At 39.7% G+C, this 13312-nt stretch carries 14 protein-coding genes; 5 read left to right on the plus strand and 9 right to left on the minus strand.

Annotated features, from left to right (window positions below; genetic code table 11):
* The first annotated feature begins 33 nt into the window (after window positions 1-33).
* The 5 genes from WBM49_RS03840 to WBM49_RS03860 all read left to right on the plus strand — a co-directional run bounded on the left by WBM49_RS03840 (window position 34) and on the right by WBM49_RS03860 (window position 5066).
* Window positions 34-813, plus strand: a complete 780-nt coding sequence (locus WBM49_RS03840; protein WP_424370743.1) for an aldose 1-epimerase — start codon at window positions 34-36, stop codon at window positions 811-813.
* Between the two features lie 2 nt (window positions 814-815).
* Window positions 816-1472: a Crp/Fnr family transcriptional regulator gene (locus tag WBM49_RS03845; RefSeq protein ID WP_424370744.1), complete on the plus strand. Its 657-nt coding sequence runs from the start codon at window positions 816-818 to the stop codon at window positions 1470-1472.
* Window positions 1473-1508: 36 nt separating this feature from the next.
* On the plus strand, window positions 1509-3239 hold the full coding sequence (locus WBM49_RS03850; protein ID WP_424370745.1) for a SulP family inorganic anion transporter: 1731 nt from the start codon (window positions 1509-1511) through the stop codon (window positions 3237-3239).
* Between the two features lie 53 nt (window positions 3240-3292).
* The gene (locus tag WBM49_RS03855; RefSeq protein WP_424370746.1) at window positions 3293-4702 is read left to right on the plus strand and encodes an MBL fold metallo-hydrolase; all 1410 of its coding nucleotides are present in this window, start codon (window positions 3293-3295) and stop codon (window positions 4700-4702) included.
* 151 nt (window positions 4703-4853) lie between these two features.
* Window positions 4854-5066, plus strand: a complete 213-nt coding sequence (locus tag WBM49_RS03860; RefSeq protein WP_424370747.1) for a YgaP family membrane protein — start codon at window positions 4854-4856, stop codon at window positions 5064-5066.
* Between the two features lie 519 nt (window positions 5067-5585).
* Here the strand turns inward: WBM49_RS03860 and WBM49_RS03865 are convergent.
* From WBM49_RS03865 to WBM49_RS03905, 9 genes are all read right to left on the minus strand, one after another.
* On the minus strand, window positions 5586-6959 hold the full coding sequence (locus WBM49_RS03865) for an exonuclease domain-containing protein (RefSeq protein ID WP_424370748.1): 1374 nt from the start codon (window positions 6957-6959) through the stop codon (window positions 5586-5588).
* A 136-nt stretch (window positions 6960-7095) separates the two neighbouring features.
* Window positions 7096-7425 carry a YegP family protein gene (locus WBM49_RS03870; RefSeq protein WP_424370749.1) on the minus strand — a complete coding sequence of 110 codons (330 nt, stop codon included), beginning with the start codon at window positions 7423-7425 and terminating at the stop codon, window positions 7096-7098.
* Between the two features lie 146 nt (window positions 7426-7571).
* Window positions 7572-7793 carry a hypothetical protein gene (locus WBM49_RS03875; protein ID WP_424370750.1) on the minus strand — a complete coding sequence of 74 codons (222 nt, stop codon included), beginning with the start codon at window positions 7791-7793 and terminating at the stop codon, window positions 7572-7574.
* Between the two features lie 491 nt (window positions 7794-8284).
* The gene (locus tag WBM49_RS03880; protein WP_424370751.1) at window positions 8285-9196 is read right to left on the minus strand and encodes a lipid A-modifier LpxR family protein; all 912 of its coding nucleotides are present in this window, start codon (window positions 9194-9196) and stop codon (window positions 8285-8287) included.
* A 302-nt stretch (window positions 9197-9498) separates the two neighbouring features.
* Window positions 9499-10026 (minus strand): DUF3124 domain-containing protein, encoded by a 528-nt coding sequence (locus WBM49_RS03885; protein WP_424370752.1) that lies wholly within the window; start codon window positions 10024-10026, stop codon window positions 9499-9501.
* A gap of 470 nt (window positions 10027-10496) precedes the next feature.
* Entirely contained in the window at window positions 10497-11279 is a 783-nt protein-coding gene (locus WBM49_RS03890; protein WP_424370753.1) for a prohibitin family protein, read from the minus strand.
* Window positions 11280-11362: 83 nt separating this feature from the next.
* Window positions 11363-11839: a hypothetical protein gene (locus tag WBM49_RS03895; protein ID WP_424370754.1), complete on the minus strand. Its 477-nt coding sequence runs from the start codon at window positions 11837-11839 to the stop codon at window positions 11363-11365.
* A 658-nt stretch (window positions 11840-12497) separates the two neighbouring features.
* Window positions 12498-12821, minus strand: a complete 324-nt coding sequence (locus tag WBM49_RS03900) for a hypothetical protein (protein WP_424370755.1) — start codon at window positions 12819-12821, stop codon at window positions 12498-12500.
* A gap of 37 nt (window positions 12822-12858) precedes the next feature.
* Window positions 12859-13173: a hypothetical protein gene (locus WBM49_RS03905; protein WP_424370756.1), complete on the minus strand. Its 315-nt coding sequence runs from the start codon at window positions 13171-13173 to the stop codon at window positions 12859-12861.
* Between the last annotated feature and the right edge of the window lie 139 nt (window positions 13174-13312).

Genomic DNA, 13312 nt, shown 5'->3' on the forward strand with positions numbered 1-13312 from the left:
GTACTTATTTACAGATTACTCAATCAATAAGGCATGGAAAGAATCACCTATAAGAATCAGATAGTAGATATAGAGGGAGGAGAATTACGCAGTTACCAGGTAGATGGCTATGAATTGATGCATCAGATCGGCAGTCCGGGATGGGCACATACGGATACGGAAATGTTTCCTATCCTTGGGCCCACAGACAAAGCAGGGTTCAGGGTTCATGTTCCCAGAGGAAATGCGATTCTAGATCAGCACGGACTTCTAAGGGAGCTTTCGTATGCCTTAGAAAAAAAAGAAGATACAAGGGCAAGCTATCTAAAAACATATACCGCAGGCACTTTGGTCTCCAATTCAAAATTCCCGGATAAATCAACGGCACAACGCCTTATTTGGCCCTATAGTTTTGAATTTAAAAAGACCTTTAGGGTAACGCCAACCTCGTTGCAGATCGGTTTTGAGGTAAGTGGTCAAAGAGATATGCCATTTATGATAGGATATCACCCGGCTTTTAAGCTGAGGACACCACATGCCAGAATTAAAACGGCTTCTGCAAGTTACGGTATACAAGAGATCATGGATGCTGGTAACCGAGCTATAGAGGTGCCTCAGACGGAAGAACTATTTTTGGAAGACGAACATAGTATTCGTATCAGGTCCAAGGGCTTTGGCCATTTCATGTTATGGGCACCCACAGAGAATATGATCTGTGTTGAACCAATCAGTTTCTATCCTTATACGGTAGATCAGGTTTCCCTGCATGAAGGGTTTATGTACCTGGAGAACACAGAAGCAATGTTTCAGATAGAAATCGAATTAATATCTTAAGAATGCAAACTAGAAAAGAGCAAGAATTACAGGAACAGATAGAAGAACAGTATGGGTATTTATTTGAAGAAGAACTTCTAAAGGAGATTGAGGCAGTAGCCGTGAAGCGCATCGTAAAGGAAGGCGACTTTCTTATGGATATTGGAGATCCTATTCTTTTCATGCCTTTAATAATAAGTGGTGCTATTAAGATCTTAAGTGAGGATAGTGGGGGTGATGAATTGTTGCTGTACTTCATAGAGAAAGGCGATACTTGTGCGATGACCTTATCCTGTTGCCTCCAAAAAGGGAAAAGCAAGATCAGGGCCGTAGCCGAATCCGATGCTGAAATGCTAATGATCCCCATAGAAAAAATGGAGGAATGGATGGGGCGATACAGAAGCTGGCGACAATTTATACTTGACAGTTATCACGACAGAATGGAAGAACTCCTCGAAACAGTAGATACACTGGCATTCATGAATATGGACGAACGTCTGTTTAAATACCTGAAAGATAAGGCCATGGTGAATCAGAATGAATTTATACAAACAACACATCAGGAGATTGCGGCAGACCTGCACACTTCCAGAGTAGTCATTTCCAGGTTACTAAAAAAGATGGAGCACGATGGGAAAATAAAATTGAATCGCAGCCAGATCCATCTCATAGAATTATAATAACATAGATATTGCTTCCGGGCAGATCAAACGGATATGCAAAAAATATTTCCCTTTTTAAGTTGGATACGTACCTATAAATGGGGTTACCTTCCCAGCGATCTCATGGCGGGCTTAACGGTGGCCATCGTCCTTATCCCCCAGGGATTGGCATATGCCCTTATAGCCGGTTTACCGGCCGTCTACGGCTTATATGCGGCACTGGTTCCGTTGGTAGTATATTCCTTTATGGGAACCTCCCGTTCATTGGGCGTGGGTCCTGTGGCGATGGATTCCCTATTGGTGGCTGCCGGCTTGGGGGCCATTGCGTCTATTGGGCCAGAGAATTATATCGCAATGGCGGTATTACTTGCGTTTCTGGTGGGTGGTATACAGGTACTACTTGGGGTTTTTAGAATGGGATTTTTGGTTAATTTTCTTTCAAGACCCGTAATTAGCGGGTTTACTTCGGGTGCTGCCCTCATCATTATGTTCAGTCAGTTAAAATATCTCCTGGGCACAGACATAGAAAAAAGCAATCAGTTTCATTGGATCATATGGAATGCCATCGAAAGAATTGGAACCGTAAACCTCTATGATCTGGGAATAGGAGTATTGGGCATCTTACTGATGGTCTTATTAAAAAAATGGAATAGAAAAATCCCATACATATTGTTGGTGGTCGTCATTGGAAGTATCCTCGTATTCTCATTTCAATTAACTGATAAGGGTGTAGACATAGTAGGGGAAATCCCAAAGGGACTTCCAACCCCCTCCGCCCCTGAGATGGAATGGGGATATTTAATGGAATTGTGGCCCATAGCCCTCACCTTGGCGCTGGTTGGCTATTTGGAGACCATTACTATTGGAAAGGGAATTGAAGATAAAACAAATGGAGATCACTTGAATGCCAATAAGGAATTGCTCGCTCTGGGATTTTCTAACATGGCCGGTTCATTTTTTCAGTCCTATCCCATTACCGCAAGTTTTTCAAGATCGGCGATCTACCTTGAAGCTCGTTCCAGGACTAACATGGCCACTCTCATAACGGCTGCGATCGTACTGTGTACGCTCTTATTCCTTACACCATTGTTTTATTACCTCCCAAAGGCCGCCCTGGCAAGTATCATTATGGTTTCTGTGTATGGATTGGTAGATGTTGCCTATGCACGCGTACTATGGAAGTTCAGAAAGGATGAATTTGTGGTGCTGGTGGGTACTTTTGTAGTCACCCTTTTTGTCGGGATAATGGAAGGAATACTGGTTGGGGTTTTAATTTCCCTATTATTGATGGTCTACAGGACCTCCAACCCGCACTTTGCGGAGTTGGGGAATATTAAGAACACAGATTACTATCGTAATATAAACAGATTTGAAGGCGAGGTATTGGTTAGACCAGATTTGCTAGTTGTTCGCTTCGATGCCCAATTGTATTTCGGCAATACAAATTTTTTCAAGACACACCTCATGCACTTAATCCAGGAGAAAGGACCAGAGCTGCGGGCGGTGATTTTAAACGCTGAAGCCATCAATTATATAGATTCCTCAGCAGCGGCCATGTTAATAAAACTGATTGAAAAACTATACGACAAAGGCATTCATTTCTTTATCGCAGGTGCCATTGGCCCTACCCGTGACATTCTTTTCTCTAGTGGGATCATGGAATTACTGCCCAAGGAATGCCTCTTTGTGGAAACCCGTGAGGCCGTTTCTTTTTATGATGATCCACATAAGAAGTCACAATTGCAATCAAAGGTGGCACACCAGAGGAATACCCTTAGTGACTAAAGTTACCCTTATGTTTGTATTATGATGTATTTTTGTACCGAAAAAAAAGGCTTATGAACATAGAACAGATATATACAGGATGCCTTGCTCAGGGGGCTTATTACATTGAAAGCCAGGGAGAAGCAGCTATCATTGATCCTCTAAGAGAAGTTTCACCCTATATCAAAAGGGCCGCCAGAGATAAAGCCAAGATCAAATATATTTTTGAAACACATTTTCATGCCGACTTTGTAAGCGGACATGTGACCCTGGCAAAAGAAACCGGTGCAACCATTATCTATGGCCCCAATGCCGATCCTACTTTCGACGCTTTGATCGCAAAGGACGGACAGGAATTTACAGTAGGCGCACTTACCATTAAGGTGTTACATACCCCGGGTCATACCATGGAAAGTACCACCTATCTTTTAAGGGATGCCAGCGGTAAGGACAAGGCCATATTTTCTGGAGACACCCTATTTCTTGGCGACGTAGGCAGGCCAGATCTGGCTCAGAAAGCTGCCCATCTAACCCAGGAACAACTGGCAGGTATGCTGTTCGATAGTTTAAGGACCAAGATCATGCCCTTGGCAGATGATGTGATTGTGTATCCTGCTCACGGAGCAGGTTCTGCATGTGGTAAAAACATGATGAAAGAAACCGTGGATACCCTGGGAAATCAGAAGAAAATGAACTATGCCCTTAGGCAAGATATGACCAAGGAAGAGTTTATTGCTGAGGTTACCGAAGGACTCTTACCTCCCCCCAAATATTTCCCTTTGAATGTAAAGATGAATAAAGAGGGGTATGAAGATATCAAGGACGTACTTAAACGAGGCACCAAGGCTTTAACGCCTGATGAATTTGAGGTCCTGGCCAATGAAACAGAAGCTATTGTGTTAGATGTGAGGAGTGAGGAGGAGTTTGTAAAAGGCCATATTCCAAGGTCTATATTTATTGGCCTTAAGGGCGACTTTGCTCCCTGGGTGGGTGCGCTGATTGCCGATGTAAAGCAAACTATTTTACTGGTAGCACCAAAGGGACAAGAGGAGGAGGCAATCACCAGGCTCTCAAGAGTTGGATTCGACCATACGATCGGGTATTTGAAAGGTGGGTTTAATTCCTGGAAAAAGTTGGGAAAAGAAACAGACAGCATAACCTCCATCCATGCCGAAAAGTTAACAAAAGAGCTATCCGATAAGGAATTGGCGCTTTTTGATGTGCGGAAAGAAAGTGAATATTCCGCAGAGCATTTACCTCAGGCCAATAATACCCCCTTAGATGTTATTAATGAACATTTGGCATCGTTCCCTGATAAGAAAACCTTTTATGTGCATTGTGCAGGGGGATATCGTTCTGTCATCGCAGCTTCCATATTAAAAAGCAGAGGGATCCATAATTTAGTAGATGTTGCGGGAGGCTTTAGCGCCATAAAATTGGCCGGTATTAAAACCACAGACTATGTTTGCCCTTCTACCTTATGATAAAAGTCATAGATCCGGGATGCAAGCATAGTTAGATTTATACTATGAAACGGCATCAAGGAATAAAATTTCTATTAGTTTGTCTTATATGCCTTGCAATTATCTCCCTTATTGGGATTTCAATATACAGTTTAACTTAACTTGACAAATTATGAAAACAAACATGGGTGCTCTGGACAAGATCATTAGGGTAATTATTGCTATCGCTGCCGGATTCTTAGTTTACTACGACGTGGTGCAGGGTGTGTATTCTTATATTCTACTGACTATTGTCGCCATATTTTTATTGACAAGCCTGGTAGGCTTTTGTCCCCTGTACAGCATTTTCGGTTTAAATACCTGTTCAGTGAATAAAAAAGGATAGTACCTAATAACGCAATTAAGTTTCAGGAGTTCACAGTTAACTAATTGCCGGAATATTGAGAGCGAGACGATACGGACCTTCAGGGCTTTTCGAACAGCAACTGTTGGGTTTGCTCTCGTTTTTTTTAGAATAATTTTCAGAATCTGCTTTCCTACCATCTAATTTTACGTATTTTTATTTAGAATTATAAAACAGGAATGCTAAAGAATTTTATTCGAACTGTAGGGGTCATTAACATTGTATTAATCCTCGTAGTTCTTTCCATTATAGTCGTTTCAGAATATATGTTTCTTAGCGGCAAAAAGCTAGATGCCATCTTCATAGCATTCTGGGCGCCAACTATTCTTGGATTTATGAATTATTTTAAATACAGGAAGTGATGGATTTTATTCTGGCATATTCCATTTTCGTCGGTTTTATCTTCCTTATCTGGATGATCTTTGTAGTGAGGATGTATAAAGAATTAAATAAAAAACAGTAAACAGTAAATAGCGTTGTTTCTCTCCGGTTTATTTAGATCTATTGACTATTGAAGGGAATTAGCTTTCCCTGATTTTTAAGAGCATAGCTGGCAACCAGCCTTTTTGTCTCCAGGGTTTCTTTTTGTGGGATCACAAAAGCCAAAACATCCTGGAGCGATCTAACCTCAGTTTCCTTTGGAACAAATCCATATCCGTAATACTGGCCATCCTGAACAATTACCAGAGCATCTTCCATTGCATCTCGGCCTTTTTCCCGGATCATAAAATTGTCCTTATTATTAGTAATATAATTCACTGCATCATGCGCTTTTTTATTGTAGTCTTCCACTGCTTCTTTCCCCCTGCAAATCCCATCACATTGGGGTATTCTGAAGTGTGAACAGTAGCTTATACCTTCCTGCAGATGGCAATATTTTGCACATAGGCCATAGGAAGAACAAATTATTTCAAGGAATTCCCTGCATTCTGTGATTGAATACAGCGTGGTAAGCGGCCGAGGTACGTTCTTTATCTTATTAAAAGCCAAATGAAGAATACCATCTCTATCTTCATAGTTAAAAATAGCGTAGGCGGGTACCTTTTTTTTCTGAGCCCTGTTGTACACAGGATAGTAATGCTTAATGGCATAAGATTCCATTAAAAAGGCCACCAGCTCATTACCAGCAAGCTCGTAGTCTATCTGCTCGGTATGCCTGCACATTTGAATTTCTTTTTCACTTTTATCGTAAAAGTGGCCAAGCACCCTTTTTTTAATATTCTTCGCCTTTCCGGCATAGATTATCTCTCCCTTAGCGTTTTTAAATAGGTAGATCCCTGTTTTTTCAGGTAAATTCTCATAATGGGTTTTGGGAAGGGAAGGAGGGAAGGTGGCCTCTTGCGAACGCGCATTTAAAAATTTCTTAAGCGTCTCTTCAATCTTAGGAGTGTTTAGAATTTTTTGGAACAACAGTACGGTGGCATGGGCATCTCCACGTGCTCTGTGCCTGTTCTCAAGGGGAATACTCAGTGTAGAGCAAAGTTTCCCCAGGCTGTAAGACCTGTATCCGGGGAATACGGTTCTTGACAAGCGTACGGTACATAATTTCTTGCGAACAAAAGATAGGCCCAACTCTTTGAATTCATTCTTTATGACATTGTAATCAAAATTCACACTATGGGCAACAAAGATGGTCCCTTCCGTAAATGAGAGAATGTTGGGCGCAATATCTGCTATGGTAGGTGCATTGCGGACAAGGGCGTTGTCTATCCCTGTGAGTCCGGTTATAAAGTAAGGGATCTCACATTCCGGATTAACAAGGGAAGTGAATTCATCAATGATCCGTGCCCCGTCATATTTAAAAATGGAAATTTCAGTGATCTTGTTCCCTTTGATCCCATTCCCCGTAGTTTCTATGTCTACTATACAGTACAACTTTGTAATTTGTAAGATGAAGGCTATCTATTATGGAAAAGGCCTATTCAGATAGCGAAATTTCGAGCCAAAAAAGAGGACAACAAGTGCTGTCCTCTTCTTTAAGAATTTTGATAAGATGTGAAAGGAATATTCCTTAGGAATTATCTACCACCTTTGCACTTGCAGCATTCTTTTTTACCGAGGCAATTCCATTAGCCATAGAAGATACAGAAGCGTACATTTGACTAGCCCCGATCTCTTGTCCGTTAGAAGCTTTTAGGCCAAAATAAGGCTTGCCATTTTTAGCCATTTTACGTTCAAACATAGCATCGTTTTTGGAATTATTCCTTACAGATTCAATGCCATTTTCGCAAGCCGCCTTGGTCTTGTATGCTTCACTACTTAAGATCACTTGTCCGTTGCCTGCCTTTAAATTAAATCTGAATTGGCCGGATTTGTCTTTTTTGATTTCGAATTTGCCCATTTTAAAAATATTTGAATTTCTCAAATTTAACATTTAAAAAGAGAAATTTTAAGAATGGGCAAAAAAAAATCCACATTTTACTGTGGATCTTTAAAAGATGTAAGAAAAAGTAATAGAAAATCTACAAAATAACTACACTTTTTCTACTAATTTGTTGGCGATCCTTTGAGTCGTTTTTCGATCTTTTGTTTCTTTTCTGTAAGACGCTTCATTAGATTCATAAGCTCTGCATCTTTCGTTTTCTTATATATCTCATTGATTGCCAGGATTATCTCCTTAGCGTCTCTTGAAGCCTGAACTCGGTCACTGGTTGACATATGACTCATTTTCAAGTTTTCAAACGCATCTGCCCTTTTAAGTATGTCCATTTTTATTTAAATATACAATGAAGCGCTTAAGATAGGAAACATTTCAGATTGGCAATAATGATCTGCCTATAATATTTTCCTATAATTTACTTAAACAAATGTGAAAGGTCCCATTTTACCATGCTACAAGGACCGTGTACCTTTGGTTCTTGTATAAAAGATCGCGCTTAAAAGTCACGCCAAATAACGAAACAGCAAAAAAATACAATGAGGTCTAATCTGGATATGTAGTTTTTGCAAGTACGGCAATGGATGATGGGGGATCTGCCACTGATATAAAATTCTCACAGATTAACGCTCTTTCCCTGTCGCTATTAATGGCTGTGAGGGTAATATTATAGTTTCCTACGTTCCGGTATTGTCTTAGAGGTTCTGCTTCGGTACTGGTAGCGGGGGTCCCGCCGGGAAATATCTATTGAAAAGGGGTTAAGTTGTTGGAACCATTCATAAGTTGAACCCGGGCATCAAATAGGATGGTGGTGGCTAAGGCATTAAAAATTCCTGGCGTAGGATAAAATAATATATTTATGTGATTGATTTCCGGGAGCTTCCGGAGATTGGATCCTATAACCCACAAAATATTCATTCTTTTCGAACCGATGTTGCAGGTCAAAACCTGCGTACATTACTTTATTTTCTGGAGTAAGCAGAAAGATTGAATTGTCTCCCAAAGCGTTCCCTTCCATAAGGGCATTATAGCCAACAAATCGATACCCGGTTCGGAGGGAAAAAAAGATCTCCCTCTGGGTAGATCCTATGCGTTGGTATGACATGCTGCTTACCAGTGGATCTCTGCGCCCAAAATACGCAATAATGTCTGCCTGTGCGTATTGATCTCGCGTCCCGAAGGCAATTTGGGGTTCAATTGCCAGGGTAATGCTGAAAGGATTGGGTATCAGGGTCCATTCTTTTTGATATTTCAGGTAACTGTTTGCATGAAAACTATTATCCATTTCCCCGACCCATACTGGGGGATCTGAAACAACAAATACCTTGTGGTACCAACGCTGAAATCCTCCCGCTCCGGAATTATTTCCCGCGATCCCAAGCAGGAGGCCGGCCTCCCACCCATGGTTGTTTTTTGCGGTAGACCAGGCTACTTTCAAACCTAGAAAGCCAACATAAGGTCGGTCTTGTTCCGAAACATTAGTGGTGATAATATCAGAAGGTGTAAATACTTCCTGCCCTATGGTATAGGAGAGTTGTTCATTTTCACTGAGTATCCCATTTTGGAGACTGTGGGTGTAGGAGAGATATAAGCCAGAGGTGTAATACCGGTCCGTAAGTGCAAAAAAATCGTTGTCGTGTTGTAAGCGAAGTTGATGCTTTATTGTAGTATCGCTTACAACTTCAGATTTTTGCTGCCCAATAAGTGGCGCGGAAGAACCAAAATATAAGGCCATGAAAATATAAAAAAGGAAGTTGCAGTTCAAAGTAGTTGTGATATACGGGGCAGCAATTTTAATCCCTGCGAAATATAGGGATTTTAAGGTGTTTAGGAGCTATACTAAAATATGGTACTTGTGTTAGGTTCAATAAAATATCATAATATTTTTAGGTTGGTTTCGTCAATAATTGTTCATTTATTTTATAATTAAAACATATATTCTAGTATTAAAATTACATGAATTTATTTTTATCGTAATCATGGTTATTGCCAATGGTTAAAACGGGTTGCAGCTCAATGGATAGGGTTAAACAACCATCACATCCTAGACTTTGCACTAACTGAAACTCCATTAGTTATAATTGAAATACCCTGCGGTCCATGATTTGAAATCATAACACCCGTAAATATGGGCTTTAATTTCGAGGTGGTCGCTCCCCAATTGATGATGAAACTACCGCCTACCTCCGGTTCAATGTCACTTTCTTCAATTGCATAAGTAGTGGACTGCATGGGAGTTAAAAACCTAATATCATTAAGATACTTCTGAACAAATTCTCCATGAGTGTTATAGTAATCTATATCTTCGATGTAGATGGTGTCTCTGTTGCTGGTGTTCCTGATGCTTAACGTAACGGTCAACGCGAGTTTTCTAGCGTTGTGCTCAATAGGAATCTCTGAAAATATCGGGATATAAATTGTATCCCTGTGGGGTAGATTCAAACTACCCTTTATCATTTGATTGGCCTCATGCAAATCCACGCTTTTCCTTTTCAAGTTAGGATCCAGATCAATGCATGAATATAGAAATAGGAAGAGTCCCATATAAACCGTTATCTTTTTCATCTGTTTATTGTCATTTTTTTTCTTTGGCTCACAACAACTTACTATTACATCTTTTACACATTGTTGTTCATATCTGGATTGTCATATCATCCATCTAGTTTATTATTTCACCTTTTTTGCGCACTATTTTCTTTTGGATGCCCTCATACATGTTCTTAGCAATTTGTGTTATACTGCTCAACAAATTAGTCATGTCGGAGATGTATAAATTAGTTTTGTAAAACTTTTGGCATCTTCAGTAGGGTTAAAACCATTTTACATTATCCTACATTGGCTAGCAGTCCCAATAAATTTCCTTTAATCATATTTACATTTTATAGACACCACCTTGAGGAGCGGTAATCTGTGCTTTCAAAAATACCTGGTTCCTTCGCATGTACTTTCATGAAGTTTCGAGAATTCCATGGGCATTGCCGGCAGAATTTATGTTCTGGTGCCCACACATTCACTACAGATGTTCGCGTATCTTTTTATTTTATACCCGGTTCTATCAATAATGGTGTCTTACCGTCCGTAATGATAACTTTGCTGTTCTGTGATCGTGAAAGTTCACGAAACGCCTCAATACTTCTAATTTGTATAAGTTTATCGGTAAGCCCTTCGGACAGAATTATTTGGGCGTCCCGTTCACCTTTAGCTTCGATTATCTTGCGGTCTGCCTCCAATGTTGCCTGCTGCAGAATGAACTCCATTCGCATGGCATCTTGTTCAGCTTGAAGTTTTCGCTCTATAGAACTAGCCAGACCATTTGGTAATTGAATGCTTTTCATCAAAACGGCAATGAGCTCAATACCATCAGCTTGTTTCGTAAGATTATCTTCCATTTTAACCTTGATTTCCTCCTCTATCTTTGCTCGCATACCGGAATGCATATCCTTTGCAAAGAATTTCGCGCAAACATCTGAGGAGGCGGACCTAAAAACACTGGTGATTATAGATTCATATCCCTGTCCTAAATTTTCCAATACAGAAGGAATCTTATTTTGCTCCAAACGATATAGAATGGAAATTTCAGAATTTACACTTAGTCCTTCTTTACTGGGAAGACTCAACACAAGTTTAATATTGTTAGTCTGCGTAGATTCTTTGAGTACCTTACTGACAAAAGGATTATAAAATACCGTGCCCTGAGTTATTACTTGATCGGAAAATTTACCTAAAGTTTGTTTTACCCCGGCTTCTCCTGGCCTTATTACTGCACAACTGGCAGTCAATAGCACCATTGTTCCCATTGTTAAAAATCTCTTTTTCATATTCTTTTGATTTTTGTTAATACTTGTTTTGGTATTCGACTATACTTTTAACAGGATTTTCAATACTCGGATGGTCTTTAGAATCAAAGCCTGATCCGTGGACCAAATCCTTCGGGCATGTTTTGCGCACCTCCCAGTTTATTGAATTGGTACCTAACGGGATGAAACCGATTTAACAAGGTGTCTTCTTTGGGAAACATCGGGTCGTTCATGGCAAGTAGACGGTTCAATCGTTCTTGCGGTCTTTGGTCTTCCTTTGCCGTGGGGGATAACCCTGTCAAGAAATAGGTGCTCAAGTATTTTGGTATTGAGTTGGCCATGGCCCTATTATGGAAAAATTGAGGCGTGATATGCTCATTTTCCCGGACAGTTACTTCTACAGTTACGAAAAGTTCGATGGTGCCGTCCATACGTTCCAGAAAATCATTTTCTTGATCTAGAGTGGATTCCATTGTAAATGCCATGGAAAATTCGATGTTAAAAGGTATATTTTGATGCTGGCCATGGGGTTGTGCGAGTAGCATAATTGGAAGTAACGAAAGTGACAGTATTGTTTTCATGGTCTGCGTATTTTAGATGATATTTTATTGCTCTTTTCTTAAAGGTACGACACATAAATCATTAATTATTATTTATATATATTATGAATAACATAAATATAATTTATGATGTATTAAACCTGATAATACCTTTGAAAATCAAAGAAAAAGAGTTAATGTACTTATGAAAACTTATATCAAACGCCCTGCAATAAGGATAAAGCTCTATTATTTGTATAAGCTGTTTTCGATTTACAAAGACTGAAAACACAAGCAGAAAATACTTTAAAACCGATTCCATAAAGAAGATCGTCCTTTGACCTTAAAGATTTTGAACTAAGCCGGCACCATAAATTACAGGACTTGGAGTAAGGAGGTAAGTTTTCAGGCAGATTATAAATAGCTGTCGTGTCTACTAAGAATAGTAATGCTCTGGCTTTATAAGGAAGTGATATCTGGCCTTGGCTATTCTATTTTGCCGTTTATCGGAAATGAAAATTTAGTGAAGAGCAAATATTTTTAGGTTATTCTGATTCAATGGTTACCGATAAATAGCACCTGGAACCACATTTGACCCTTTTCAAAAGAAACATGTGCCTGTGGTCTTGGCATACCTAAAATATATCTAAAGTGAAAAAAGGATTATCAATGCAAATTCTCTTGGTCCCATTCTTGTTGATTATATTTTAACAGTTCGCTCCAAAAGAGCTTCTGATTGCTCAGGATCCATGTAGACGATGGGCAGGCAATATATGCGAGGCATTTTGTTGGTATTGCCGTACATCGATATCAATAATTTGTTTATACTATTGAAGAGCAATGATTTGGTTTTCCCGATGACCAGGATCTGTATTTTACTTTTCAGTTCGCCTGTTCTGGAATCTTTTTCGAAGACTTTTTTCTCTGATAACATTGCATTGAACAGGAGCTTTTTATCTAAAAGCGTATCGATGATTTCCATCGCTTGTTCTCTTTTTTCGATAATAATGTGCACTAATATCATAGCGTTTTGGGTTTAGGTATTTTTTTTGCCATGTAACTTAAATTTTGGTTTGTCGTTTTAATGACAATATAAAATCCACCGTATCGGTATCAGCATAAATACCATAACCGCTCGTCAAATAGCCTTTGACGCCATCTGTACACTCAATAAGGAATAGAATGGATTCATCACCTGGATCGTTCATGCCCGCATGTCGACAATATTCGACAAGAATACATTCATCCTTTCCATATTTTTTTGAGGAGTTCCGACAGTGTATTTTTTCGTCCCTAAAATAAAAAGCTGTGGCAAAACCCTCTTTTTTGGCAGCCTCGATATCTTGAGTCAACGTGTTACTCTGCGATAAGATCATTTGACTTTTTTTAGTTATACAAAAATACCGAACTCGGCGCTCTTAAAATCCTAGCGGGCAGAACATGTGCAGGTAAGTGATATGAGAACAATATAAACACCTAATCGGTTGTCACGGTGGCCAAAATCTATAAAATTTT

Origin of the sequence: Muriicola sp. (genome assembly GCF_049669965.1) — a bacterium.
Taxonomy (GTDB): Bacteria; Bacteroidota; Bacteroidia; order Flavobacteriales; family Flavobacteriaceae; genus Muriicola.

Bases quoted from the DNA above. Each gene is read 5' to 3' on its own strand.
- WBM49_RS03855 (WP_424370746.1), top strand. From the start codon at position 3,293: ATGAACATAGAACAGATATATACAGGATGCCTTGCTCAGGGGGCTTAT.
- WBM49_RS03860 (WP_424370747.1), top strand. From the start codon at position 4,854: ATGAAAACAAACATGGGTGCTCTGGACAAGATCATTAGGGTAATTATT.
- WBM49_RS03890 (WP_424370753.1), bottom strand. From the start codon at position 11,279: ATGAAAAAGAGATTTTTAACAATGGGAACAATGGTGCTATTGACTGCC.
- WBM49_RS03875 (WP_424370750.1), bottom strand. From the start codon at position 7,793: ATGGACATACTTAAAAGGGCAGATGCGTTTGAAAACTTGAAAATGAGT.
- WBM49_RS03870 (WP_424370749.1), bottom strand. From the start codon at position 7,425: ATGGGCAAATTCGAAATCAAAAAAGACAAATCCGGCCAATTCAGATTT.
- WBM49_RS03840 (WP_424370743.1), top strand. From the start codon at position 34: ATGGAAAGAATCACCTATAAGAATCAGATAGTAGATATAGAGGGAGGA.
- WBM49_RS03850 (WP_424370745.1), top strand. From the start codon at position 1,509: ATGCAAAAAATATTTCCCTTTTTAAGTTGGATACGTACCTATAAATGG.
- WBM49_RS03880 (WP_424370751.1), bottom strand. From the start codon at position 9,196: ATGGCCTTATATTTTGGTTCTTCCGCGCCACTTATTGGGCAGCAAAAA.
- WBM49_RS03895 (WP_424370754.1), bottom strand. From the start codon at position 11,839: ATGAAAACAATACTGTCACTTTCGTTACTTCCAATTATGCTACTCGCA.
- WBM49_RS03885 (WP_424370752.1), bottom strand. From the start codon at position 10,026: ATGAAAAAGATAACGGTTTATATGGGACTCTTCCTATTTCTATATTCA.
- WBM49_RS03900 (WP_424370755.1), bottom strand. From the start codon at position 12,821: ATGATATTAGTGCACATTATTATCGAAAAAAGAGAACAAGCGATGGAA.
- WBM49_RS03845 (WP_424370744.1), top strand. From the start codon at position 816: ATGCAAACTAGAAAAGAGCAAGAATTACAGGAACAGATAGAAGAACAG.
- WBM49_RS03905 (WP_424370756.1), bottom strand. From the start codon at position 13,173: ATGATCTTATCGCAGAGTAACACGTTGACTCAAGATATCGAGGCTGCC.